General features: G+C 48.3%; 39 protein-coding genes. 34 read left to right on the plus strand and 5 right to left on the minus strand.

Annotation, left to right across the window (positions count from 1 at the left end):
* The 3 genes from M988_RS01380 to bfr all read left to right on the plus strand — a co-directional run.
* Positions 1–487, plus strand: a 487-nt coding sequence (locus tag M988_RS01380; RefSeq protein ID WP_248846489.1) for an EF-Tu C-terminal domain-related protein, incomplete at its 5' end; no start/stop codon positions are given.
* Positions 488–645: 158 nt separating this feature from the next.
* Entirely contained in the window at positions 646–843 is a 198-nt protein-coding gene (gene bfd, locus M988_RS22215; protein WP_008815464.1) for a bacterioferritin-associated ferredoxin, read from the plus strand.
* Between the two features lie 72 nt (positions 844–915).
* On the plus strand, positions 916–1,392 hold the full coding sequence (gene bfr / locus M988_RS01385; RefSeq protein ID WP_004846612.1) for a bacterioferritin: 477 nt from the start codon (positions 916–918) through the stop codon (positions 1,390–1,392).
* A 4-nt stretch (positions 1,393–1,396) separates the two neighbouring features.
* On the opposite strand, the gene M988_RS01390 is transcribed toward bfr, so the two are convergent.
* Complete coding sequence (locus M988_RS01390; protein ID WP_061059461.1) at positions 1,397–2,110, minus strand: prepilin peptidase; 714 nt, start codon at positions 2,108–2,110, stop codon at positions 1,397–1,399.
* A gap of 413 nt (positions 2,111–2,523) precedes the next feature.
* On the opposite strand from M988_RS01390, the gene rpsJ reads away from it, so the two are divergent.
* The 31 genes from rpsJ to M988_RS22220 all read left to right on the plus strand — a co-directional run bounded on the left by rpsJ (position 2,524) and on the right by M988_RS22220 (position 17,355).
* Positions 2,524–2,835 carry a 30S ribosomal protein S10 gene (rpsJ, locus tag M988_RS01395; protein ID WP_001181005.1) on the plus strand — a complete coding sequence of 104 codons (312 nt, stop codon included), beginning with the start codon at positions 2,524–2,526 and terminating at the stop codon, positions 2,833–2,835.
* 32 nt (positions 2,836–2,867) lie between these two features.
* Positions 2,868–3,497: a 50S ribosomal protein L3 gene (gene rplC / locus M988_RS01400; protein WP_004846608.1), complete on the plus strand. Its 630-nt coding sequence runs from the start codon at positions 2,868–2,870 to the stop codon at positions 3,495–3,497.
* 10 nt (positions 3,498–3,507) lie between these two features.
* Positions 3,508–4,113 carry a 50S ribosomal protein L4 gene (gene rplD / locus M988_RS01405; RefSeq protein ID WP_004846606.1) on the plus strand — a complete coding sequence of 202 codons (606 nt, stop codon included), beginning with the start codon at positions 3,508–3,510 and terminating at the stop codon, positions 4,111–4,113.
* Positions 4,110–4,412, plus strand: a complete 303-nt coding sequence (gene rplW, locus M988_RS01410) for a 50S ribosomal protein L23 (RefSeq protein WP_004846604.1) — start codon at positions 4,110–4,112, stop codon at positions 4,410–4,412. The genes rplD and rplW overlap by 4 nt, the downstream gene beginning before the upstream one ends.
* A gap of 19 nt (positions 4,413–4,431) precedes the next feature.
* Positions 4,432–5,256 (plus strand): 50S ribosomal protein L2, encoded by an 825-nt coding sequence (gene rplB, locus M988_RS01415; RefSeq protein WP_004846602.1) that lies wholly within the window; start codon positions 4,432–4,434, stop codon positions 5,254–5,256.
* 14 nt (positions 5,257–5,270) lie between these two features.
* Complete coding sequence (gene rpsS, locus M988_RS01420) at positions 5,271–5,549, plus strand: 30S ribosomal protein S19 (protein WP_004846600.1); 279 nt, start codon at positions 5,271–5,273, stop codon at positions 5,547–5,549.
* 14 nt (positions 5,550–5,563) lie between these two features.
* On the plus strand, positions 5,564–5,896 hold the full coding sequence (gene rplV, locus M988_RS01425) for a 50S ribosomal protein L22 (RefSeq protein WP_004391423.1): 333 nt from the start codon (positions 5,564–5,566) through the stop codon (positions 5,894–5,896).
* 17 nt (positions 5,897–5,913) lie between these two features.
* Positions 5,914–6,615 carry a 30S ribosomal protein S3 gene (gene rpsC / locus M988_RS01430; RefSeq protein WP_004846598.1) on the plus strand — a complete coding sequence of 234 codons (702 nt, stop codon included), beginning with the start codon at positions 5,914–5,916 and terminating at the stop codon, positions 6,613–6,615.
* A gap of 13 nt (positions 6,616–6,628) precedes the next feature.
* Positions 6,629–7,039, plus strand: a complete 411-nt coding sequence (gene rplP / locus M988_RS01435) for a 50S ribosomal protein L16 (RefSeq protein WP_002438716.1) — start codon at positions 6,629–6,631, stop codon at positions 7,037–7,039.
* Positions 7,039–7,230 (plus strand): 50S ribosomal protein L29, encoded by a 192-nt coding sequence (rpmC, locus tag M988_RS01440; protein WP_004846592.1) that lies wholly within the window; start codon positions 7,039–7,041, stop codon positions 7,228–7,230. The genes rplP and rpmC overlap by 1 nt, the downstream gene beginning before the upstream one ends.
* Positions 7,230–7,484 (plus strand): 30S ribosomal protein S17, encoded by a 255-nt coding sequence (gene rpsQ / locus M988_RS01445; RefSeq protein WP_004846590.1) that lies wholly within the window; start codon positions 7,230–7,232, stop codon positions 7,482–7,484. Before rpmC ends, rpsQ begins: the two co-directional genes overlap by 1 nt.
* A gap of 164 nt (positions 7,485–7,648) precedes the next feature.
* Positions 7,649–8,020: a 50S ribosomal protein L14 gene (rplN, locus tag M988_RS01450; RefSeq protein WP_000613954.1), complete on the plus strand. Its 372-nt coding sequence runs from the start codon at positions 7,649–7,651 to the stop codon at positions 8,018–8,020.
* 10 nt (positions 8,021–8,030) lie between these two features.
* Positions 8,031–8,345 (plus strand): 50S ribosomal protein L24, encoded by a 315-nt coding sequence (rplX, locus tag M988_RS01455; protein WP_004846586.1) that lies wholly within the window; start codon positions 8,031–8,033, stop codon positions 8,343–8,345.
* A gap of 14 nt (positions 8,346–8,359) precedes the next feature.
* The gene (gene rplE / locus M988_RS01460) at positions 8,360–8,899 is read left to right on the plus strand and encodes a 50S ribosomal protein L5 (protein ID WP_004846583.1); all 540 of its coding nucleotides are present in this window, start codon (positions 8,360–8,362) and stop codon (positions 8,897–8,899) included.
* Between the two features lie 13 nt (positions 8,900–8,912).
* Positions 8,913–9,218: a 30S ribosomal protein S14 gene (gene rpsN, locus M988_RS01465; protein WP_004846582.1), complete on the plus strand. Its 306-nt coding sequence runs from the start codon at positions 8,913–8,915 to the stop codon at positions 9,216–9,218.
* Positions 9,219–9,251: 33 nt separating this feature from the next.
* Positions 9,252–9,644: a 30S ribosomal protein S8 gene (gene rpsH / locus M988_RS01470; protein ID WP_004846579.1), complete on the plus strand. Its 393-nt coding sequence runs from the start codon at positions 9,252–9,254 to the stop codon at positions 9,642–9,644.
* A 13-nt stretch (positions 9,645–9,657) separates the two neighbouring features.
* Entirely contained in the window at positions 9,658–10,191 is a 534-nt protein-coding gene (rplF, locus tag M988_RS01475) for a 50S ribosomal protein L6 (protein ID WP_004846576.1), read from the plus strand.
* 9 nt (positions 10,192–10,200) lie between these two features.
* A complete protein-coding gene (gene rplR / locus M988_RS01480; RefSeq protein ID WP_004846572.1) occupies positions 10,201–10,554 on the plus strand; it encodes a 50S ribosomal protein L18 in 354 nt (117 codons plus the stop codon).
* Between the two features lie 14 nt (positions 10,555–10,568).
* Positions 10,569–11,069 (plus strand): 30S ribosomal protein S5, encoded by a 501-nt coding sequence (rpsE, locus tag M988_RS01485; protein WP_004846569.1) that lies wholly within the window; start codon positions 10,569–10,571, stop codon positions 11,067–11,069.
* Positions 11,070–11,075: 6 nt separating this feature from the next.
* Positions 11,076–11,255: a 50S ribosomal protein L30 gene (gene rpmD, locus M988_RS01490; protein ID WP_004846568.1), complete on the plus strand. Its 180-nt coding sequence runs from the start codon at positions 11,076–11,078 to the stop codon at positions 11,253–11,255.
* Between the two features lie 3 nt (positions 11,256–11,258).
* Positions 11,259–11,693, plus strand: coding sequence for a 50S ribosomal protein L15 (rplO, locus tag M988_RS01495; RefSeq protein WP_004846562.1), 435 nt, complete (start codon positions 11,259–11,261; stop codon positions 11,691–11,693).
* A 7-nt stretch (positions 11,694–11,700) separates the two neighbouring features.
* On the plus strand, positions 11,701–13,032 hold the full coding sequence (gene secY, locus M988_RS01500; RefSeq protein ID WP_004846557.1) for a preprotein translocase subunit SecY: 1,332 nt from the start codon (positions 11,701–11,703) through the stop codon (positions 13,030–13,032).
* Between the two features lie 33 nt (positions 13,033–13,065).
* A complete protein-coding gene (gene rpmJ / locus M988_RS01505; protein WP_008815462.1) occupies positions 13,066–13,182 on the plus strand; it encodes a 50S ribosomal protein L36 in 117 nt (38 codons plus the stop codon).
* A gap of 146 nt (positions 13,183–13,328) precedes the next feature.
* Positions 13,329–13,685, plus strand: a complete 357-nt coding sequence (gene rpsM / locus M988_RS01510) for a 30S ribosomal protein S13 (protein WP_008815461.1) — start codon at positions 13,329–13,331, stop codon at positions 13,683–13,685.
* 16 nt (positions 13,686–13,701) lie between these two features.
* A complete protein-coding gene (gene rpsK, locus M988_RS01515) occupies positions 13,702–14,091 on the plus strand; it encodes a 30S ribosomal protein S11 (RefSeq protein WP_002438687.1) in 390 nt (129 codons plus the stop codon).
* Positions 14,092–14,121: 30 nt separating this feature from the next.
* Positions 14,122–14,742, plus strand: coding sequence for a 30S ribosomal protein S4 (rpsD, locus tag M988_RS01520; RefSeq protein WP_004846554.1), 621 nt, complete (start codon positions 14,122–14,124; stop codon positions 14,740–14,742).
* Between the two features lie 25 nt (positions 14,743–14,767).
* The gene (locus M988_RS01525; protein ID WP_004846552.1) at positions 14,768–15,757 is read left to right on the plus strand and encodes a DNA-directed RNA polymerase subunit alpha; all 990 of its coding nucleotides are present in this window, start codon (positions 14,768–14,770) and stop codon (positions 15,755–15,757) included.
* A 40-nt stretch (positions 15,758–15,797) separates the two neighbouring features.
* Positions 15,798–16,184: a 50S ribosomal protein L17 gene (rplQ, locus tag M988_RS01530; RefSeq protein WP_008815460.1), complete on the plus strand. Its 387-nt coding sequence runs from the start codon at positions 15,798–15,800 to the stop codon at positions 16,182–16,184.
* A 144-nt stretch (positions 16,185–16,328) separates the two neighbouring features.
* The gene (locus tag M988_RS01535; RefSeq protein ID WP_039188665.1) at positions 16,329–16,688 is read left to right on the plus strand and encodes a DnaJ family domain-containing protein; all 360 of its coding nucleotides are present in this window, start codon (positions 16,329–16,331) and stop codon (positions 16,686–16,688) included.
* Positions 16,689–16,706: 18 nt separating this feature from the next.
* Complete coding sequence (gene zntR / locus M988_RS01540) at positions 16,707–17,168, plus strand: Zn(2+)-responsive transcriptional regulator (protein WP_004846547.1); 462 nt, start codon at positions 16,707–16,709, stop codon at positions 17,166–17,168.
* Between the two features lie 10 nt (positions 17,169–17,178).
* Positions 17,179–17,355: an alternative ribosome-rescue factor A gene (locus M988_RS22220; RefSeq protein WP_008815458.1), complete on the plus strand. Its 177-nt coding sequence runs from the start codon at positions 17,179–17,181 to the stop codon at positions 17,353–17,355.
* A gap of 87 nt (positions 17,356–17,442) precedes the next feature.
* Here M988_RS22220 and mscL read toward each other — a convergent pair whose 3' ends face one another.
* The 4 genes from mscL to rsmB form a co-directional block, all read right to left on the minus strand.
* A complete protein-coding gene (gene mscL, locus M988_RS01545; protein WP_008815457.1) occupies positions 17,443–17,850 on the minus strand; it encodes a large-conductance mechanosensitive channel protein MscL in 408 nt (135 codons plus the stop codon).
* A gap of 73 nt (positions 17,851–17,923) precedes the next feature.
* Positions 17,924–19,369, minus strand: a complete 1,446-nt coding sequence (locus M988_RS01550; RefSeq protein ID WP_008815456.1) for a TrkH family potassium uptake protein — start codon at positions 19,367–19,369, stop codon at positions 17,924–17,926.
* Between the two features lie 8 nt (positions 19,370–19,377).
* A complete protein-coding gene (gene trkA, locus M988_RS01555; protein WP_004846539.1) occupies positions 19,378–20,754 on the minus strand; it encodes a Trk system potassium transporter TrkA in 1,377 nt (458 codons plus the stop codon).
* 55 nt (positions 20,755–20,809) lie between these two features.
* Positions 20,810–22,102, minus strand: a complete 1,293-nt coding sequence (gene rsmB, locus M988_RS01560; protein WP_039188667.1) for a 16S rRNA (cytosine(967)-C(5))-methyltransferase RsmB — start codon at positions 22,100–22,102, stop codon at positions 20,810–20,812.
* Positions 22,103–22,110 lie beyond the last annotated feature (8 nt).

The raw sequence follows: 22,110 nt of genomic DNA on the forward strand, positions 1-22,110 counted from the left end.
GCGCGGTATCGTTAAAGTTGGTGAAGAAGTTGAGATCGTTGGTATCAAAGATACCGTTAAATCAACTTGTACTGGCGTTGAAATGTTCCGTAAGCTGCTGGACGAAGGTCGTGCAGGCGAGAACGTTGGTGTTCTGCTGCGTGGTATCAAGCGTGAAGACATCGAACGTGGTCAGGTTCTGGCTAAACCAGGTTCTATCAAGCCACACACCAAGTTCGAATCAGAAGTTTATATTCTGAGCAAAGACGAAGGCGGCCGTCATACTCCGTTCTTCAAAGGCTACCGTCCACAGTTCTACTTCCGTACTACTGACGTGACCGGTACCATCGAACTGCCAGAAGGCGTGGAAATGGTAATGCCAGGCGATAACATCAAAATGATCGTTACCCTGATCCACCCAATCGCAATGGACGATGGTCTGCGCTTCGCAATCCGTGAAGGCGGCCGTACCGTTGGTGCTGGTGTTGTTGCTAAGGTAATGAGCTAATTTTTTAGCTTCTTAACTTAATGCATGAAAGGGCGCTTAGGCGCCCTTTTTTATTGCCTCTATGCAGCACTTATTTTGCACAAATAATCGGCGCTCATGTTGAAATGATAATGTTTATTATTTAGACTAGTATTATCAAAGTGGCAAAGAGAAGTGCTATGTACGTTTGCTTATGTAATGGGATTTCTGACAAAACAATTCGTCATGCGATCCGTAAATATCAACCGAGCTCGTTGCATCATCTGCGAAAAATTGTTCCTCTTGGGACAGAATGTGGAAAATGCATACGTCAGGCTCGCGAAATTTTTGATGAGGAAACAGCCGTAATACAGAGCGACTTCATAAACGTAGCATAAAAAAGTGGTTATTTTTTGACTCTTCAACGTCTGGTTCTACACTAAAAGAACTGGAAGCGGAGGGTTTTGTTTATGAAAGGCGATAAGAAAGTCATTACTCATCTCAATAAGCTACTTGGTAACGAGCTAGTTGCTATCAATCAGTATTTCCTTCACGCACGTATGTTCAAAAACTGGGGACTCACTCGTCTCAATGACGTTGAATACCATGAGTCCATTGATGAAATGAAACATGCAGATCGCTATATCGAAAGGATTTTATTTTTAGAGGGGCTGCCAAATCTGCAGGATCTTGGCAAGCTTAACATTGGCGAAGATGTTGAGGAGATGCTCCGCTCTGATTTAAAACTTGAGTTAGACGGCGCTAAAAATTTGCGTGAAGGGATCGCCTACTGTGATTCTGTTCATGATTACGTAAGCCGTGATTTAATGATCGATATTCTCTCTGATGAAGAAAAACATATCGATTGGCTTGAGACCGAACTCGATCTTATCCAGCGTCTTGGGATTCAAAATTACCTGTTGGCGCAAGTGAAAGAAGAAGCCTAACGATCTATGAGCGCAAGATATCGGCAATAACCACCCAGCCAGGAATGGCTAAGCAGGGGCCAAAAGGCAAAGGGTGGTTTTTATCGTTCGAGTAGATTGTCCGTAAAGCCCACCAAACAATACCTCCCAGTGATGCCCATAAGCATATCCATGTCACATTATCCTTTCCCGTCCATGCCCCGAGCGCTGCCAAAAGTTTCGCGTCTCCAAGCCCAATACCGTGCTTGTGCATCCGCAACTTAGCAATCCAAAAGAGTAGCCATATGGAAAGATAGCCTATAGCGGCGCCAGCAATGGCATCCGACGGGCGAACCGTATGTGAATACGCGTTATAAAGTAGGCCAAGCCATAGGAAGGGGAGGGTAAGAATATCCGGTAACAGGTAATGGCGGAGATCTATTATAGACAACGTCGTAAGAAACCAGCTTATCAGCCAGATAAGGGGAAGCTTGGTGAAGCCGCTGCTCGTAAAAATACAAATACCGGTAAAAAGCAGACCATAAAAAATGAACTCATTAGTGCTACCCCGACAGAGATTGTAAAACGGTAGGTGGGGATGTTCTAAGCTGTCCGTATCCACGCGAAGTATCTTTGATGGAAGTCTATTACAGACAAAGCGGGTTACACATCCACAGATAAACGCAAAGAGTAAGCTGATGAGGATGTGAAAAGGCATACCAGATAAAATATGCTCGATATTGTCAGCGAAGGGTGCCATTTGCTTTACCTCAGGTATGCAACTTGCAGCATCATATTGGAAAGGCAGAAAGGGTTACTGGCATGTTTTTACAGTCGAGTTCACATATTAGGATGATAATTGTGTAATGCTTCTTTCGCGTGTTGATGGTCTATTGTTTATATTTGATAAGGATAGGCATTGTAGTAAGCCTTTATTACGCAACGGCACTCACTATTTTTGCGCATTTAGGTTGCTTCCTGAGCTGGTTTACGTATAATGCGCGGGCTTGCCTAATCTTGGTAGGTCTGATTTTAAATCAGAGACAGTCTTAGGCTGTCGAACAATACTCCCGATATGGGGGTTATATGTTGAACGATTACACTCCCCCATCAATCGAAATGGGTGCGAGGAGTAATTTTTTACGTTTATAAAATAATTGGAGCTCTGGTCTCATGCAGAACCAAAGAATCCGTATCCGCCTGAAAGCGTTTGATCATCGTCTGATCGATCAATCAACCGCGGAAATCGTCGAGACTGCTAAGCGCACTGGTGCGCAAGTCCGTGGTCCGATCCCGCTGCCGACCCGCAAAGAGCGCTTTACCGTTCTGATTTCTCCGCACGTCAACAAAGACGCGCGCGATCAGTACGAAATTCGCACTCACAAGCGTCTGGTTGACATCGTTGAGCCAACCGAGAAAACCGTTGATGCTCTGATGCGTCTGGATCTGGCTGCTGGTGTAGACGTGCAGATCAGCCTGGGTTAATCAGGTCATTGAACGATTGAGAGGTTGAAACAATGATTGGTTTAGTCGGTAAAAAAGTGGGTATGACCCGCATCTTCACTGAAGATGGCGTTTCTATCCCAGTAACCGTTATCGAAATCGAAGCAAACCGTGTTACTCAGGTGAAAACCCTGGATAACGACGGCTACTGTGCTGTACAGGTAACTACGGGTGCTAAAAAAGCAAACCGCGTATCTAAGCCAGAAGCTGGTCACTTCGCTAAAGCTGGCGTAGAAGCTGGCCGCACTCTGCGTGAATTCCGTCTGAACGAAGGCGAAGAGTTCACTGTAGGTCAGAGCATTAGCGTTGAAATTTTTGCTGACGTTAAAAAAGTTGACGTTACCGGTACTTCTAAAGGTAAAGGTTTTGCTGGCACAGTTAAGCGCTGGAACTTCCGTACCCAAGATGCTACCCATGGTAACTCCTTGTCTCACCGCGTTCCGGGTTCTATCGGTCAGAACCAGACTCCGGGCAAAGTGTTCAAAGGCAAGAAAATGGCAGGCCAACTGGGTAACGAACGCGTAACCGTTCAGAGCCTGGATGTAGTACGTGTTGACGCTGAGCGCAACCTGCTGCTGGTTAAGGGTGCTGTTCCGGGTGCAACCGGTGGCGACCTGATCGTTAAACCAGCTGTTAAGGCGTGAGGAGATAGGAATGGAATTAGTATTGAAAGACGCGCAAAGCGCGCTGACTGTTTCCGAAACTACCTTCGGTCGTGATTTCAACGAAGCGCTGGTACACCAGGTTGTAGTTGCTTATGCAGCTGGTGCCCGTCAAGGTACTCGTGCTCAGAAGACCCGTGCTGAAGTAACTGGTTCCGGCAAAAAACCGTGGCGTCAGAAAGGTACTGGCCGCGCTCGTTCTGGTTCTGTTAAGAGCCCGATCTGGCGTTCCGGTGGCGTTTCATTCGCTGCGAAGCCTCAGGATCACAGTCAAAAAGTTAACAAAAAGATGTACCGCGGCGCGCTGAAAAGCATTCTGTCCGAACTGGTACGTCAAGATCGTCTGATCGTCGTTGAGAAGTTCTCTGTAGAAGCGCCTAAAACTAAGCTGCTGGCACAGAAACTGAAAGATATGGCGTTGGAAGACGTGCTGATTGTAACCGGCGAAGTCGACGAAAATCTGTTCCTGGCTGCTCGCAACCTGTACAAGGTTGACGTGCGCGACGTTACAGGTATCGACCCAGTTAGCTTGATCGCCTTCGACAAAGTGGTTATGACTGCTGACGCTGTGAAGCAAGTTGAGGAGATGCTGGCATGATCCGTGAAGAACGTCTGCTGAAAGTACTGCGCGCGCCGCACGTTTCTGAAAAAGCGTCTATGGTGATGGAAAAAACCAACACCATCGTTCTCAAAGTTGCTAAAGATGCAACTAAAGCAGAAATCAAAGCCGCAGTTAAGAAACTGTTCGAAGTTGAAGTTGATGCAGTTCACACCCTGGTAGTTAAAGGTAAAGTGAAGCGTCACGGTCAGCGTGTTGGTCGTCGTAGCGACTGGAAAAAAGCTTACGTCACCCTGAAAGAAGGCCAGAATCTGGACTTCATCGGCGGCGCAGAGTAAGTCGGAGGAGTAGCGAACAATGGCAATTGTTAAATGTAAACCGACATCTCCGGGTCGTCGCCACGTTGTTAAAGTGGTTAACCCTGAGCTGCACAAGGGCAAACCGTATGCCCCGTTGCTTGAAAAACTGAGCAAATCCGGTGGCCGTAACAACAATGGCCGCATCACCACTCGTCACATCGGTGGTGGTCATAAACAGCATTATCGTCTGGTTGACTTCAAACGCAACAAAGATGGTGTTCCTGCTGTTGTTGAGCGTCTGGAATATGATCCGAACCGTTCCGCGAACATCGCGCTGGTTCTGTACAAAGACGGCGAACGTCGTTATATCCTGGCGCCTAAAGGCCTGAAAGCGGGTGACCAGATTCAATCTGGTGTTGATGCTGCTATCAAACCTGGCAACACCTTGCCGATGCGTAACATCCCGGTTGGTTCTACTGTTCATAACGTAGAAATGAAACCAGGCAAAGGTGGTCAGCTGGCTCGTTCTGCTGGCGCATACGTTCAGATCGTTGCTCGCGATGGTGCTTATGTCACCCTGCGTCTGCGTTCTGGTGAAATGCGTAAAGTCCCATCCGACTGCCGTGCTACTTTAGGCGAAGTTGGTAACGCTGAGCATATGCTGCGCGTTCTGGGTAAAGCAGGTGCAAGCCGCTGGCGTGGTGTTCGTCCTACCGTTCGCGGTACTGCGATGAACCCAGTCGACCATCCACACGGTGGTGGTGAAGGTCGTAACTTTGGTAAGCATCCAGTGTCCCCATGGGGCCTGCAGACCAAAGGTAAGAAGACCCGCAGCAACAAGCGTACTGATAAATTCATCGTACGTCGCCGTAGCAAAAAATAATTAGAGGATAAGCCATGCCACGTTCTCTCAAGAAAGGTCCTTTCATTGACCTGCACTTGCTGAAGAAGGTAGAGAAAGCGGTGGAAAGCGGAGACAAAAAGCCTATTAAGACTTGGTCCCGTCGTTCAACGGTCTTTCCAAACATGATCGGTTTGACCATCGCTGTCCATAATGGTCGTCAGCACGTTCCAGTATTTGTAGCCGATGAAATGGTCGGTCACAAGTTAGGTGAATTCGCGCCGACTCGTACTTATCGCGGCCATGCGGCTGATAAAAAAGCCAAAAAGCGCTAAGGTAGGAGGAAGAGATGGAAACTATCGCTAAACATCGCCACGCTCGTTCTTCTGCTCAGAAGGTTCGCCTCGTTGCTGACCTGATCCGCGGTAAGAAAGTGTCGCAAGCTCTGGAAACTTTAGCCTACACCAACAAGAAAGCTGCTGGTCTGGTTAAGAAAGTACTTGAGTCTGCTATTGCTAACGCAGAACACAACGATGGCGCTGACATCGATGATCTGAAAGTGACGAAAATTTTCGTCGACGAAGGCCCAAGCATGAAGCGCATTATGCCGCGTGCTAAAGGTCGTGCAGATCGTATCCTGAAGCGCACCAGCCACATTACTGTGGTTGTGTCCGATCGCTGAGACTCTGGAGACTAGCAATGGGTCAGAAAGTACATCCTAATGGTATTCGCCTGGGTATTGTCAAACCTTGGAACTCTACTTGGTTCGCGAATACCAAAGAGTTCGCTGACAACCTAGACAGCGACTTTAAAGTTCGTCAATTCCTGACTAAGGAACTGGCGAAGGCTTCCGTTTCTCGCATCGTTATCGAGCGTCCTGCGAAGAGCATCCGTGTGACTATTCACACTGCTCGTCCAGGCATCGTTATCGGCAAGAAAGGTGAAGATGTCGAAAAACTGCGTAAGGTCGTAGCGGATATCGCTGGCGTTCCTGCGCAAATCAATATCGCCGAAGTTCGTAAACCAGAACTGGACGCAAAATTGGTTGCTGATAGCATCACTTCACAGCTGGAACGTCGTGTTATGTTCCGTCGTGCTATGAAGCGTGCTGTACAGAACGCAATGCGTCTGGGCGCTAAAGGTATTAAAGTTGAAGTAAGCGGCCGCCTTGGCGGTGCTGAAATCGCGCGTACCGAATGGTACCGTGAAGGTCGTGTTCCGTTGCATACTCTGCGTGCGGATATCGATTACAACACCTCTGAAGCGCACACCACTTATGGTGTAATCGGCGTTAAGGTATGGATCTTCAAAGGTGAGATCCTGGGTGGTATGGCTGCCGTTGAACAACCGGAAAAACCGGCTGCTCAACCTAAAAAGCAGCAGCGTAAAGGCCGCAAGTAAGGAGAGTCGCTGAATGTTACAACCAAAGCGTACAAAATTCCGTAAGGTGCACAAAGGCCGCAACCGTGGTCTGGCGCAAGGTACGGATGTTAGCTTCGGCACTTTCGGTCTGAAAGCTGTTGGCCGTGGCCGTCTGACTGCTCGTCAAATCGAAGCAGCTCGTCGTGCGATGACTCGTGCAGTTAAGCGTCAGGGTAAAATCTGGATCCGTGTGTTCCCAGACAAGCCGATCACTGAAAAGCCGCTTGAAGTTCGTATGGGTAAAGGTAAAGGTAACGTAGAGTATTGGGTTGCCTTGATCCAGCCGGGTAAAGTCCTGTACGAAATGGACGGCGTGCCTGAAGAGCTGGCCCGTGAGGCCTTCAAGCTGGCAGCAGCGAAACTGCCTATCAAAACCACCTTTGTAACTAAGACGGTGATGTAATGAAAGCACAAGAGCTGCGTGAGAAAAGTGTTGAAGAGCTGAACACTGAACTGCTGAGCCTGCTGCGTGAGCAATTTAACTTGCGCATGCAAGCGGCAAGCGGTCAGCTGCAACAATCTCACCTGTTGAAGCAAGTGCGTCGTGATGTCGCACGCGTTAAGACTTTACTGACTGAGAAGGCGGGTGCGTAATGACTGATCAAATCCGTACTCTGCAAGGTCGAGTAGTTAGTGACAAAATGGAGAAATCCGTTGTTGTTACGATCGAGCGTATGGTGAAGCACCCAATGTATGGTAAATTCATCAAACGTACGACCAAGCTGCACGTACACGACGAGAACAACGAATGTGGAATCGGTGACGTGGTAGAAATCCGCGAATGCCGTCCACTGTCTAAGACTAAGTCTTGGACGCTGGTTCGCGTTGTAGAGAAAGCCGTTCTGTAATACAGTACGCATCTCGAGTACTATAAACGGCTCAGTTTTTGAGCCGTTTATTTTTTCTACCCATATTCTGGAAGCGGTGTTATAATGCTGCGCCCTCAATTGTGGGGATTTCAAACGACCCATTCTGGGTCCAAAGTTGTAGTTGACATTAGCGGAGCACTAACATGATCCAAGAACAGACTATGCTGAACGTGGCCGACAACTCCGGTGCACGTCGCGTAATGTGTATCAAGGTTCTAGGTGGCTCGCACCGTCGCTACGCAGGCGTCGGCGACATCATCAAGATCACCATCAAGGAAGCAATTCCTCGTGGCAAGGTCAAGAAAGGCGATGTGCTGAAGGCGGTAGTGGTGCGCACCAAGAAGGGTGTTCGTCGCCCGGACGGTTCTGTCATTCGCTTCGATGGCAATGCTTGTGTTATTTTGAACAATAACTCTGAGCAGCCTATCGGTACGCGTATTTTTGGGCCGGTAACTCGTGAACTGCGTAATGAAAAGTTCATGAAAATTATCTCTCTGGCACCAGAAGTACTCTAAGGAGCGAACCATGGCAGCGAAAATCCGTCGTGATGACGAAGTTATCGTGCTAACCGGTAAAGATAAAGGTAAGCGCGGTAAAGTAAAAAATGTCCTGTCTTCTGGCAAGGTCATCGTTGAAGGTATCAACCTGGTTAAGAAACATCAGAAGCCGGTTCCGGCCCTGAACCAACCAGGTGGCATTGTTGAAAAAGAAGCTGCTATTCAGGTTTCTAACATTGCTCTCTTCAATGCGGCAACCGGTAAGGCTGACCGTGTAGGCTTTAGATTCGAAGACGGCAAAAAAGTCCGTTTCTTCAAATCTAACAGCGAAACTATCAAGTAATTTGGAGTAGTACGATGGCGAAACTGCATGATTACTACAAAGACGAAGTAGTCAAGCAACTCATGTCTGAGTTCGGCTACAATTCTGTCATGCAAGTCCCACGGGTCGAGAAGATTACCCTGAATATGGGTGTTGGTGAAGCGATCGCTGATAAGAAACTGCTGGATAACGCAGCAGCTGACTTAGCAGCAATCTCCGGTCAAAAACCGTTGATCACTAAAGCACGCAAATCAGTTGCAGGCTTCAAAATCCGCCAGGGCTATCCGATCGGCTGTAAAGTAACTCTGCGTGGCGAACGCATGTGGGAGTTCTTTGAGCGTCTGATTTCCATTGCTGTACCTCGTATCCGTGACTTCCGTGGCTTGTCCGCTAAGTCATTCGATGGTCGTGGTAACTACAGCATGGGCGTGCGTGAACAGATCATCTTCCCGGAAATCGATTATGATAAAGTCGATCGCGTTCGTGGTTTGGATATTACCATTACCACTACTGCGAAATCCGATGATGAAGGCCGTGCGCTGCTGACTGCTTTCAACTTCCCGTTCCGCAAGTAAGGTAGGGTTACTAATGGCTAAGCAATCCATGAAAGCACGCGAAGTCAAACGCGTGAAATTAGCTGATAAGTTCTTTGCCAAACGCGTTGAACTGAAAGCGATCATCTCTAACGTGAACGCTTCTGACGAAGATCGTTGGGATGCTGTTCTTAAGCTGCAGACTCTGCCGCGTGATTCCAGCCCGTCCCGTCAGCGTAACCGCTGCCGTCAAACTGGCCGTCCGCACGCTTTCCTGCGTAAGTTCGGGTTGAGCCGTATCAAGGTCCGTGAAGCCGCTATGCGCGGTGAAATCCCGGGTCTGAAAAAGGCTAGCTGGTAATTGTCACCAATTGAATCACGGGAGTAAAGACAGATGAGCATGCAAGATCCGATCGCGGATATGCTGACCCGTATCCGTAACGGTCAAGCCGCGAACAAAGTTGCGGTCACCATGCCTTCCTCCAAGCTGAAAGTGGCAATTGCCAACGTGCTGAAGGAAGAAGGTTTTATTGAAGATTTCAAAATCGAAGGCGACACCAAGCCTGTACTGGAATTAGTACTGAAGTACTTCCAGGGCAAGGCAGTGGTAGAAAGCATTCAACGTATCAGCCGTCCAGGTCTGCGCATCTATAAGAAAAAAGATGAGCTGCCAAAAGTTATGGCCGGTTTGGGTATCGCTGTTGTTTCTACCTCTAAAGGTGTTATGACTGATCGTGCAGCTCGCCAGGCTGGTCTTGGTGGCGAGATTATCTGCTACGTAGCTTAATCGGGAGGAAAGAATGTCTCGTGTTGCAAAAGCACCCGTCGTCATTCCTGCCGGCGTAGAGGTTAAACTCAACGGTCAGGTAATTTCGATTAAGGGTAAAAACGGCGAGCTGACTCGTACAGTCCACGACGCCGTTGAAGTTAAGCATGCTGATAATGCACTGACTTTCGCTCCACGCGAAGGTTTTGCAAATGCGTGGGCCCAAGCGGGTACCACTCGTGCTCTGCTTAACGCAATGGTTGTTGGTGTTACCGAAGGCTTCACTAAGAAGCTTCAGTTGGTAGGTGTCGGTTACCGTGCAGCAGTTAAGGGCAACTCTGTGAATTTAGCCTTAGGCTTCTCTCACCCAGTTGAACATGCTCTGCCAGCAGGTATCACTGCTGAATGCCCGTCCCAGACTGAAATCGTGCTGAAAGGCGCTGATAAGCAGTTAATCGGACAAGTGGCAGCAGATCTGCGCGCTTACCGTCGTCCTGAGCCTTATAAAGGCAAGGGTGTCCGTTACGCCGACGAAGTCGTGCGTACCAAAGAGGCTAAGAAGAAGTAAGGTAACACTATGGATAAGAAATCTGCTCGTATCCGTCGTGCGACCCGCGCACGCCGCAAGCTCAAAGAGCTGGGTGCAACTCGCCTGGTGGTACATCGTACCCCGCGTCATATTTACGCACAGGTAATTGCTCCGAATGGTTCTGAAGTTCTGGTCGCTGCTTCTACTGTAGAAAAAGCAATCAGTGAACAACTGAAATATACTGGGAACAAAGATGCTGCAATCGCTGTAGGTAAAACTATTGCTGAGCGCGCGTTGGAGAAGGGCATCAAAGGCGTATCTTTTGACCGCTCTGGTTTCCAATATCATGGTCGTGTCCAGGCACTGGCAGATGCTGCCCGTGAAGCTGGCCTTCAGTTCTAAGGTAGAGGTGTAAGATGGCTCACATCGAAAAACAAGCTGGCGAACTGCAGGAAAAGCTGATCGCGGTAAATCGCGTATCTAAAACTGTAAAAGGTGGCCGTATTTTTAGCTTCACCGCACTAACTGTAGTGGGTGATGGCAATGGTCGCGTAGGTTTTGGTTACGGTAAAGCGCGTGAAGTTCCAGCAGCGATCCAGAAAGCGATGGAAAAAGCCCGTCGCAACATGATGAATGTCGCGCTGAACAGCGGCACCCTGCAGCATCCTGTTAAAGGTGCTCACACGGGTTCTCGTGTGTTCATGCAGCCGGCTTCCGAAGGTACCGGTATTATTGCCGGTGGTGCAATGCGCGCCGTTCTGGAAGTCGCTGGGGTTCACAACGTTCTAGCTAAGGCCTATGGTTCCACCAACCCAATTAACGTGGTTCGTGCAACTATCGATGGTCTGGCTAGCATGAAGTCCCCAGAAATGGTCGCTGCCAAGCGTGGTAAATCCGTTGAAGAAATTCTGGGGTAATTGACCATGGCAAAGACTATTAAAATAACTCAAACCCGCAGTGCAATCGGTCGTCTGCCGAAACACAAGGCAACGCTGCTTGGCCTGGGTCTGCGTCGTATTGGCCACACCGTAGAGCGCGAGGATACTCCTGCTGTACGTGGTATGGTCAACGCGGTTTCCTACATGGTTAAAGTTGAGGAGTAAGAGATGCGTTTAAATACTCTGTCTCCGGCCGAAGGGTCCAAGCACGCTTCCAAGCGTCTGGGTCGTGGTATCGGTTCTGGCCTGGGTAAAACTGGCGGTCGTGGTCACAAAGGTCAGAAGTCTCGTTCTGGCGGTGGCGTACGTCGTGGTTTCGAAGGTGGTCAGATGCCTCTGTACCGTCGTCTGCCGAAATTCGGCTTTACTTCTCGTAAAGCAATGATCACTGCAGAAGTTCGTCTGTCAGAGATCGCTTTAGTTGAAGGCGATGTTATCGACCTGAACACTCTGAAAGCCGCTAACGTAGTTGGCCCACAGATTGAATTCGCGAAAGTTATGCTTTCTGGTGAAATCAATCGTGCTGTGACTTTGCGTGGCCTGCGTGTCACCAAAGGCGCTCGTGCTGCTATCGAAGCTGCTGGCGGTAAAATTGAGGAATAAGTAGCAGATGGCTAAGCAACCAGGATTAGATTATCAAAGTGCCAAGGGTGGACTTGGCGAACTCAAGCGCAGACTGCTGTTTGTAATTGGGGCGCTCATAGTTTTCCGTATTGGCTCTTTTATTCCGATCCCTGGTATTGATGCCGCTGTACTTGCCAAACTGCTCGAACAGCAGAGAGGCACCATCATTGAAATGTTTAACATGTTCTCTGGTGGTGCACTCAGCCGTGCTTCTATCTTTGCTCTGGGTATTATGCCGTATATTTCGGCGTCAATTATTATCCAGCTACTGACGGTGGTTCACCCAGCGTTAGCGGAAATTAAGAAAGAAGGGGAGGCTGGCCGTCGTAAGATTAGTCAGTACACCCGTTATGGTACGCTGGTTTTAGCCATATTTCAGTCGATCGGTATTGCTACCGGTCTTCCGAATATGCCAGGAATGCAAGGCTTGGTTATTAACCCTGGCTTTGCGTTCTACTTCACCGCAGTGGTGAGCTTAGTTACTGGGACAATGTTCCTGATGTGGCTGGGTGAGCAGATAACTGAGCGCGGTATCGGTAACGGTATCTCAATCATTATCTTTGCGGGGATTGTAGCGGGTTTACCGCCGGCCATTGGCCATACTATCGAGCAAGCGCGGCAGGGCGACCTGCACTTCCTCCTGTTGCTGTTGGTTGCAGTGTTAGTATTTGCAGTAACCTTCTTCGTTGTTTTCGTTGAACGTGGTCAACGTCGTATCGTCGTTAACTATGCTAAGCGTCAGCAAGGACGTCGTGTTTATGCAGCACAGAGCACACATTTACCGTTGAAAGTGAATATGGCTGGCGTAATTCCTGCTATCTTTGCTTCCAGCATTATTCTGTTCCCAGCCACGATTGCATCTTGGTTTGGGGGCGGCACCGGTTGGAACTGGCTGACAACAATTTCGCTGTATTTGCAGCCTGGGCAACCGCTTTATGTGTTACTCTATGCGTCTGCAATCATCTTCTTCTGTTTCTTCTATACGGCGTTGGTTTTCAACCCAAGAGAAACAGCTGATAACCTGAAGAAGTCCGGTGCATTCGTACCAGGAATTCGTCCGGGAGAGCAAACGGCGAAGTATATCGATAAAGTAATGACTCGTTTAACCTTAATCGGTGCCTTGTACATTACCTTTATCTGCCTGATCCCGGAGTTCATGCGTGATGCAATGAAAGTACCATTCTACTTTGGTGGTACATCACTACTCATCGTAGTCGTGGTCATCATGGACTTTATGGCTCAAGTGCAAACTCTGATGATGTCAAGTCAGTACGAGTCTGCATTGAAGAAAGCGAACCTGAAAGGCTATAACCGCTAATCTTGGTGAGTTTGAGAAGTTACGGAGAGTAAAATGAAAGTTCGTGCTTCCGTCAAGAAATTATGTCGTAACTGTAAAATTGTTAAGCGCAACGGTGTTGTGCGTGTGATTTGCAGCGTAGAACCGAAGCATAAACAGCGTCAAGGCTGATTATCTCGCATATTTTTCTTGCAAAGTTGGGTTGAGCTGGCTAGATTAGCCAGCCAATCTTTTGTATGTTGCTACAGTATCATTTGAGTATCCTGAAAACGGGCTTTTCAGAGTGGTGCTGTTGTATAAAAATTTAGGAGTGCATAGTGGCCCGTATAGCAGGCATTAACATTCCTGATCAAAAACATACTGTTATCGCATTGACTGCGATCTTCGGTATCGGCAAGACCCGCTCACAGGCTATCTGTGAAGCAACGGGCATTGCTGAAAATGTTAAGATCAGTGAGCTGTCTGAAGAGCAAATCGATAAGCTGCGTGACGAAGTTGCCAAGTACACTGTAGAAGGTGACCTGCGTCGTGAAGTAACCCTGAGCATCAAGCGTCTGATGGATCTTGGTACCTATCGTGGTTTGCGTCATCGTCGTGGTCTACCGGTTCGCGGTCAGCGTACTAAGACCAACGCACGTACCCGTAAGGGTCCGCGTAAACCGATCAAGAAATAATCGGGGTGATTGAATAATGGCAAAGGCACCTATTCGTGCACGTAAGCGTGTAAGAAAGCAAGTCTCTGACGGTGTGGCTCACGTCCATGCTTCTTTCAACAACACCATTGTTACCATTACTGATCGTCAGGGTAACGCACTGGGTTGGGCAACAGCCGGTGGTTCCGGTTTCCGTGGTTCTCGTAAATCCACTCCATTTGCCGCACAGGTAGCAGCAGAACGTTGCGCCGAAGCAGTAAAAGAGTACGGAATTAAGAATCTGGAAGTTATGGTTAAAGGACCTGGTCCTGGCCGTGAGTCTACTATCCGCGCGTTGAACGCGGCTGGTTTCCGCATCACTAATATTACTGATGTGACTCCGATCCCTCATAACGGTTGTCGTCCGCCGAAGAAACGTCGCGTATAACGTCGTTCCTCGGATTGTTGGAGAAAGAAAATGGCAAGATATTTGGGTCCTAAGCTCAAGCTGAGCCGTCGTGAGGGCACAGACTTATTCCTTAAGTCTGGCGTTCGTGCGATCGATACCAAGTGTAAAATTGAGCAGGCACCTGGCCAGCACGGTGCGCGTAAACCGCGTCTGTCTGACTATGGTGTTCAGTTACGTGAGAAGCAAAAAGTTCGTCGTATCTACGGCGTTCTGGAGCGTCAGTTCCGTAACTATTATAAAGAAGCAGCCCGCCTGAAAGGCAACACCGGTGAAAACCTGTTGCAACTGCTGGAAGGTCGTCTGGACAACGTCGTTTACCGTATGGGCTTCGGCGCCACTCGTGCAGAAGCACGTCAGCTGGTTAGCCATAAAGCAGTCGTAGTAAATGGTCGCGTTGTTAACATCGCTTCTTATCAGGTATCTCCTAATGACGTAGTCAGCGTACGTGAGAAAGCTAAAAAGCAATCTCGTGTGAAGGCCGCTCTGGAGCTGGCTGAGCAGCGTGAAAAGCCGACTTGGCTGGAAGTTGATGCTGCTAAGATGGAAGGTGTGTTCAAACGTAATCCTGAACGTTCCGACCTGTCTGCGGACATTAACGAACACCTGATCGTCGAGCTTTACTCTAAGTAAAGCTTAGTACCAAAGAGAGGACACAATGCAGGGTTCTGTGACAGAGTTTCTAAAACCGCGCCTGGTAGATATCGAGCAACTGAGTTCGACGCACGCCAAGGTGACCCTTGAGCCGTTAGAGCGTGGCTTTGGCCATACTCTTGGTAACGCACTGCGCCGTATTCTGCTTTCATCTATGCCGGGTTGCGCGGTGACCGAGGTTGAGATTGATGGTGTACTGCATGAGTACAGCACCAAAGAAGGTGTACAGGAAGATATCCTGGAAATCCTGCTCAACCTGAAAGGGCTGGCGGTGAAAGTTCAAGGCAAAGATGAAGTTATTCTTACCCTGAATAAGTCTGGCATTGGCCCTGTGACTGCAGCCGATATCACCCATGATGGTGATGTTGAAATCGTCAAGCCGCAGCATGTGATCTGCCATCTGACTGATGAAAATGCATCAATTAGCATGCGTATCAAAATTCAGCGTGGTCGTGGTTATGTGCCGGCTTCTGCCCGAATTCATTCGGAAGAAGATGAGCGCCCGATCGGCCGTCTGTTAGTCGATGCTTGCTACAGCCCTGTAGAGCGTATTGCCTACAATGTTGAAGCTGCTCGTGTTGAACAGCGTACCGACCTGGACAAGCTGGTTATCGAGATGGAAACCAATGGTACGATTGATCCGGAAGAATCAATCCGCCGTGCGGCAACTATCTTGGCTGAACAACTTGAAGCTTTCGTTGACTTACGTGATGTACGTCAGCCGGAAGTTAAAGAAGAGAAGCCGGAGTTCGATCCGATCCTGCTGCGCCCTGTTGACGATCTGGAATTGACTGTCCGCTCTGCTAACTGCCTCAAGGCAGAAGCTATCCACTACATCGGTGATCTAGTACAGCGTACCGAAGTTGAGTTGCTGAAAACGCCGAACTTGGGTAAAAAATCTCTTACTGAGATTAAAGACGTGCTGGCTTCACGTGGTCTGTCTCTGGGCATGCGCCTCGAAAACTGGCCGCCAGCTAGCATTGCTGACGAGTAACTAGGTCACAGGTTAAGGTTTTACTGAGAAGGATAAGGTCATGCGCCATCGTAAGAGTGGTCGTCAACTGAACCGTAACAGCAGCCATCGCCAAGCTATGTTCCGCAATATGGCCGGCTCTTTGGTTCGTCATGAAATCATCAAGACGACCCTGCCGAAAGCGAAAGAGCTGCGTCGCGTGGTTGAGCCGCTGATTACTCTTGCCAAGACCGACAGCGTTGCTAATCGTCGTCTGGCATTCGCCCGTACTCGTGATAACGAGATCGTGGCAAAACTGTTTAACGAGCTAGGCCCGCGTTTCGCGAGCCGTGCCGGTGGTTACACTCGTATTCTTAAGTGTGGCTTCCGTGCAGGCGACAACGCGCCGATGGCTTACATCGAACTCGTTGATCGTTCTGTATCTGATGCAGAAGCAACTGCAGAGTAATCTGTAGAAGCATGAAAACGCCGGGCTTAGGCCCGGCTTTTTTATACCTAGAATTCATCATGTTCTGTTGTGCCCCTCGCATGTCTCTTCTTTTTTATCGTTATCCTGATTAAGCTATATTCAGATGTTATTGGGGATAAATTTATGTTCTTAGTGGATGAATGGGCTGAGCGCCACATCAACGCCGCGCTAAAACGTGGAGAATTAAATAACCTGTCCGGAGAAGGTAAACCTTTGGTTCTGGATGACGATTCTCATGTTCCCGCTGAATTGCGTGCTGGCTACCGGCTTTTGAAGAATGCGGGGTGTTTACCGCCTGAAATAGAGCAACGGAACGAGGCGGCAACGATCGCATCAATACTAAGGGGTCTATCTCGCGAGCATCCTGATTACAGCGAGCTTAATAAGAAACTGGCACTGTTGGAGTTTCGTTTACGCCAGGCTGGCATGAGTACAGATTTTTTGCATGCAGAGTATGTCGAGCATTTTGCACAACGTTTCTAATTGGGGAGATGGTAGGCTATGTATCGCATTGGGCAGTTAGCGAAGTTAGCGGGAGTAACGCCTGATACTGTGCGTTATTATGAAAAGCAGAAGATGATGGATCATGAAGTTCGAACCGAAGGTGGGTATCGTCTTTATACCGATCACGATCTTCAACGATTACGTTTTATTCGTTATGCTAAGCAACTGGGTTTTACATTGGAGTCGATCCGTGAGCTATTATCGATCAGAGTCGATCCAAAGCATCATACCTGCCAAGAGTCTAAATCTATCGTTGACGCCAGACTGCTCGAGGTAGAAAGTAAGATCCATGAGTTGGAATTGATGCGTCAATCACTCAGACGTTTGAGTGATGCCTGTTGTGGAAAAGCTCATACCAGTACCTATTGTTCAATTCTTGAGGCTCTAGAACAAGGTGCAGCGGAAAGATTGATGCGTATAGATTTGCGGGGTTATTACCCTAAACCTTCATATTGTTAGTGAGGAAGTCATGACTAAGTATCAGCACACCAAAGGTATTATTACGGATAATGCTATCCAAGCGCTTTTACACGATCCTTTGTTTAAGCCACGCGTAGAAAAAAATAGTAAGGGTAAAGGCAGCTATACTCGGAAAGCCAAGCACGGTAAAAAAGGCAGCTGGGAGGCTGTAGGTAAAATTCATTAATTTCTGATGTATTTTACCTACAGTTTCCTCTCTGCAAGCAACCAATAAAAAAGCCGCTCAGAGCGGCTTTTCTGTTCTTCTAATGTATTATTTTTGTTGCTGTTTTAGTAGGTCACGAATTTCAGTCAACAGTTTTTCTTCCGTGGTTGGCGCTGGCGGAGCTGCTGGCTCTTCTGCTTCTTGGCGACGCATTTTGTTCATGAGCTTAATGGCTAAGAAAATAGCGAAGGCTACAATGACAAAATCGAAGATATTTTGAATAAACTGACCATAATTCATGACAACCGCGGGCGTAGCACCTTCCGCTGCGCGTATGACCCAATGGAACTGTTTGAAATCAACGCCGCCAATCAATAAACCCAGCGGCGGCATAATAATATCGGCGACTAAAGATGAGACAATCTTACCAAATGCGGCACCGATGATAACACCGACGGCTAAATCGACAACGTTGCCACGCATGGCAAATTCACGAAACTCTTTTAATAAACTCATAGCTCACCCCTTTTAAAATCAATAACACAAGTTTAACAAACATAGCATTAATTGACAAAAGACGGACGTAAATTTAAGTACGCCAGAAAGCAGGAAACATTAGCACAATAACTGTCATGACTTCGAGGCGTCCTAAAAGCATTCCTATCGATAAGGCCCATTTGGCAATATCAGGCAACGACGCAAAGTTACCGCTAGGGCCAATAACCGGACCCATACCGGGCCCTACATTGGCCATTGCGGTCATTGCGCCGGTGATTGCTGATAGCGTATCAACGCCACTCATTCCCAAAATCCCGGCAATGACAATCGTGATCCCAATAAACGCCATCATAAAGGCAATCACCGACCGGCTGACTTCATTCGTAATCGGGCGATTATTATAGCGACGTGGAAATATCGCGTTAGGGTGGATGAGTTTACGTACTTCGATATGCAGAGTTTCAAAGCAAATCTGTATTCTAAACATTTTAATGCCGCCAGCGGTTGAGCCTGAACATCCACCAAGTAGCATCACTGAGGCGAAAATTACGGTGGTCAACGGGGTCCACAGATCGAAGTTTCCTAAGGAGTAGCCCGTGGTAGATAAAATGTTTATCAGGTTAAAGAATGCGATTCTCAGACTATCAGTGAAGCTGAATATATTTTTATGCCATAGCCATAGAGTGATGATCATACCGACGATAATCACGAAGCGTGTGAATCCCACAAGCTGCTGATCTCGCCATAAGGGTTTGCCACTTCGTTGCCGAATGCACTGCACAAATAATAAAAATGGCAGTGACCCTAGAAACATAAATAGCGTTGCATTCCACTGGGCGAGTTTCGAATAGGCCGCCATGGATAAGTCATTGGTAGAGAACCCACCTGTAGAGATAGTGGCGAAGGCATGGTTAACGGCATCAAAGTTGTCCATTCCCGCGTAGCGAAAGCCAAAGTAGCATAGGAATGTGAGCACTACATAAACGCCCATAATGCTTTTGGCCACGTCTTTCATACGCGGAGAGCTTTTCTCTGACCAATCCGACGATTCGGTATGGAATAACCGCATTCCCCCTACATCGAGAAAAGGTAGAATTGCGACGGCCATAACGATAAAGCCAACACCCCCCATCCACTGGAGCAATGAGCGCCAGAGCAGAACACTAGGTTCCATCTGATTTAAGTGAGATAAAACCGACGAACCGGTCGTCGTGAGCCCCGACATAGTTTCGAAAAAGGCATCGGTAAACGCGATGTGCTTAATAAAAACAAAAGGTAACGCACCGAAGCAGCAGGCGGTGATCCAGGCAAGCGTCGTGGTTAGAAACATGTCCCGAATGCGGAGATAAAATTTCTGCCCGCGTCCTTGAGCGATAAGAATAATGGCAATGACGTGGGTAATAATCACCGACTGTAGAAATTCAGAAACGCCACCGCTACCGGTAAATAGCGCGTAAATAGTCGGTATATACATCAAGAGGGCGACCTTTGAGAGCATCATCCCCAAGATGTAGAGAATAGAACGATAGTTGACCATATACGCGGCTATAAGAAGAATGGGCTTGGTTGGAACAAGCGTTCAACGTCTGTAATAAACTTTTTGTCGGTTAAGAACATGATGACGTGATCTCCCTGTTCAATTTTAGACTCGCTATTAGCAATAATGACGTCATCTCCCCGAACAATGGCGCCAATTGTTGTACCCGGCGGAAGTTTTATTTCTTCTACTTTGCGACCAACAACTTTTGAGGTGCTTTCATCTCCATGTGCGATGGCTTCAATGGCTTCAGCGACGCCGCGGCGCAATGAGGATACACTGACGATGTCTGCTTTACGTACGTGTCCAAGCAGCGCAGAGATCGTTGCCTGCTGTGGCGAAATTGCGATATCGATAACACTACCTTGCACCAGATCGACATATGCGCTTCTCTGGATGAGCACCATGACTTTTTTAGCCCCTAAGCGCTTGGCTAACATCGCAGACATGATATTAGCTTCGTCATCGTTGGTTAGAGCGATAAAAACGTCGACTTGATCAATATGCTCTTCAGTCAGCAACTCTTGGTCAGAAGCATCACCATAGAACACGATGGTGTCATGTAGCATTTCGGCAAGCTCAGCAGCGCGTTGCTGATTACGTTCAATGAGTTTAACGCTGTAGTCTTTTTCTAAACGATGAGCTAATCCAGCGCCAACGTTACCGCCGCCGACAATCATAATACGTTTATAAGGTTTTTCTAAACGCTGAAGCTCGCTCATCACGGCGCGAATATGCTGCGATGCGGCGACAAAAAACACTTCGTCACCGGCTTCAATAATGGTAGAGCCTTGTGGGCGAATGGGACGATCTTGGCGGAAAATAGCGGCGACCCGGGTATCAATGTGCGGCATATGCTCTTTAAGCGATGCGAGCGCGTTACCAACCAGTGGGCCACCGTAATAGGCTTTTACCACTGCGAGGCTGACTTTTCCTTCGGCAAAATTGACGACCTGCAATGCACCAGGATACTCAATCAGCCGATACACATAGTCTGTCACCAACTGCTCTGGAGAGATAAGATGGTCTATCGGTACGGCTTCGGCATTAAACAAACGCTCGTTTTCACGGATATACTCCGTTGAGCGGATGCGTGCGATTCGATTTGGTGTATTAAATAACGAATAGGCAACCTGACAGGCGACCATATTGGTTTCATCTGAGCTGGTGACGGCGACAAGCATATCTGCATCGTCGGCTCCTGCTTCACGCAATACGCGTGGGTGAGAGCCATGGCCCTGCACCACTCTTAAGTCGAATTTATCTTGCAGTTGGCGCAGGCGATCGCTATTCGTATCGACGATGGTTATATCGTTGTTTTCGCCGACGAGATTTTCTGCCAGTGTGCCGCCGACTTGCCCGGCGCCAAGAATGATTATCTTCATTGTGTTCTCTGGTTCGCGCTATTTATAAGCCTGTGTCGTCCGCAGGCAGACACTGTTATGCCTTAATCAGCTTAGCGTAAAAGAACCCATCGCCATCCTGTGCATGGGGAAGATGCTGTTGCCCCGGATTCTTTTGATCTCCGGTGATCATCAGCTGGGCCTCTGGATGGCGGGAGAGAAACTCGCGCATCTGTTGAGCATTTTCTTCAGGTAAAACCGAGCAGGTAGCATAAACCATTACCCCACCGGATTTCAGATGTGGCCAGATGGCTTCAATAATTTCTTTCTGTAGAGCCGCCAATTCAGCAATATCACGATCGCGACGCAGCCATTTGATATCAGGGTGACGACGGATCACTCCTGTTGCGGAACAAGGGGCATCTAGCAAGATACGATCAAATTGCTTGTCCCCACACCATTTCTCAGGATAACGCCCATCACCGCATTTTACCTCAGCCTGTTGTTGTAAACGATGTAGGTTTTCTTTCACGCGCTTCAGTCGATTTTCATCAACATCAACGGCAAGAACGTGCGCCTTTGGAGCTGCCTCCAGAATATGCGTGGTTTTTCCTCCGGGAGCGCAGCAAAGATCAAGGATCTGTTCACCATTTTGCGGATCAAGCAGATCGACACAGTGCTGAGCACTGGCGTCCTGAACGGTTACCCAGCCTTGCTCAAATCCTGGGAGACGACCGACGGGAGAAGCCTCTTCGAGGCAGATTGCATCGGGGAACTGTGGATGTGCAAATGCATTGATTTCAGCTTTAGCCAGTAACGCTAAATATTCATCGCGCGAGTGATGGAGGCGGTTGACGCGTAACCACATCGGTGGGCGTTGGTTATTGGCATCAACAATGGATTCCCACTGCTGCGGATAAGCCTGTTGTAAACGTTTTAGCAGCCACGAAGGGTGTAAGAAACGGCATTCGTTATTCTGTGCGCGTTCTTTTAACTGGTCTTCCTGACGCTGGAACTGACGTAAAACACCATTGATCAGCCCTTTTAGTTGGGGGCGTTTCAATGCGACAGCACCATTGACTGTTTCGGCCAAGGCTGCATGTGGGGGAATACGGGTATAGACCAGTTGGTAGATCCCAACCATGATTAGATAATGTAATGGCCGCTGCTTACCAGTGAGTACCTTCGCCATCAGCTGTTGGATATACCATTCCAACTGCGGTAAAACACGTAGAACACCAAAGCAAAGCTCTTGTAGCAGTGCACGGTCTTTCTCGCTGACTTCTTTGCTTAGAGCCGGAAGTACGGTACTGAGAGACTGTCCTTGGTCAAGCACTGACCCAAGCGCTTTGGCAGCGATAGCACGCAGATTATATGGAGTGTTTTTCATAGCGTTAG

Source organism: Hafnia paralvei ATCC 29927, assembly GCF_001655005.1.
Taxonomy (GTDB): domain Bacteria; phylum Pseudomonadota; class Gammaproteobacteria; order Enterobacterales; family Enterobacteriaceae; genus Hafnia; species Hafnia paralvei.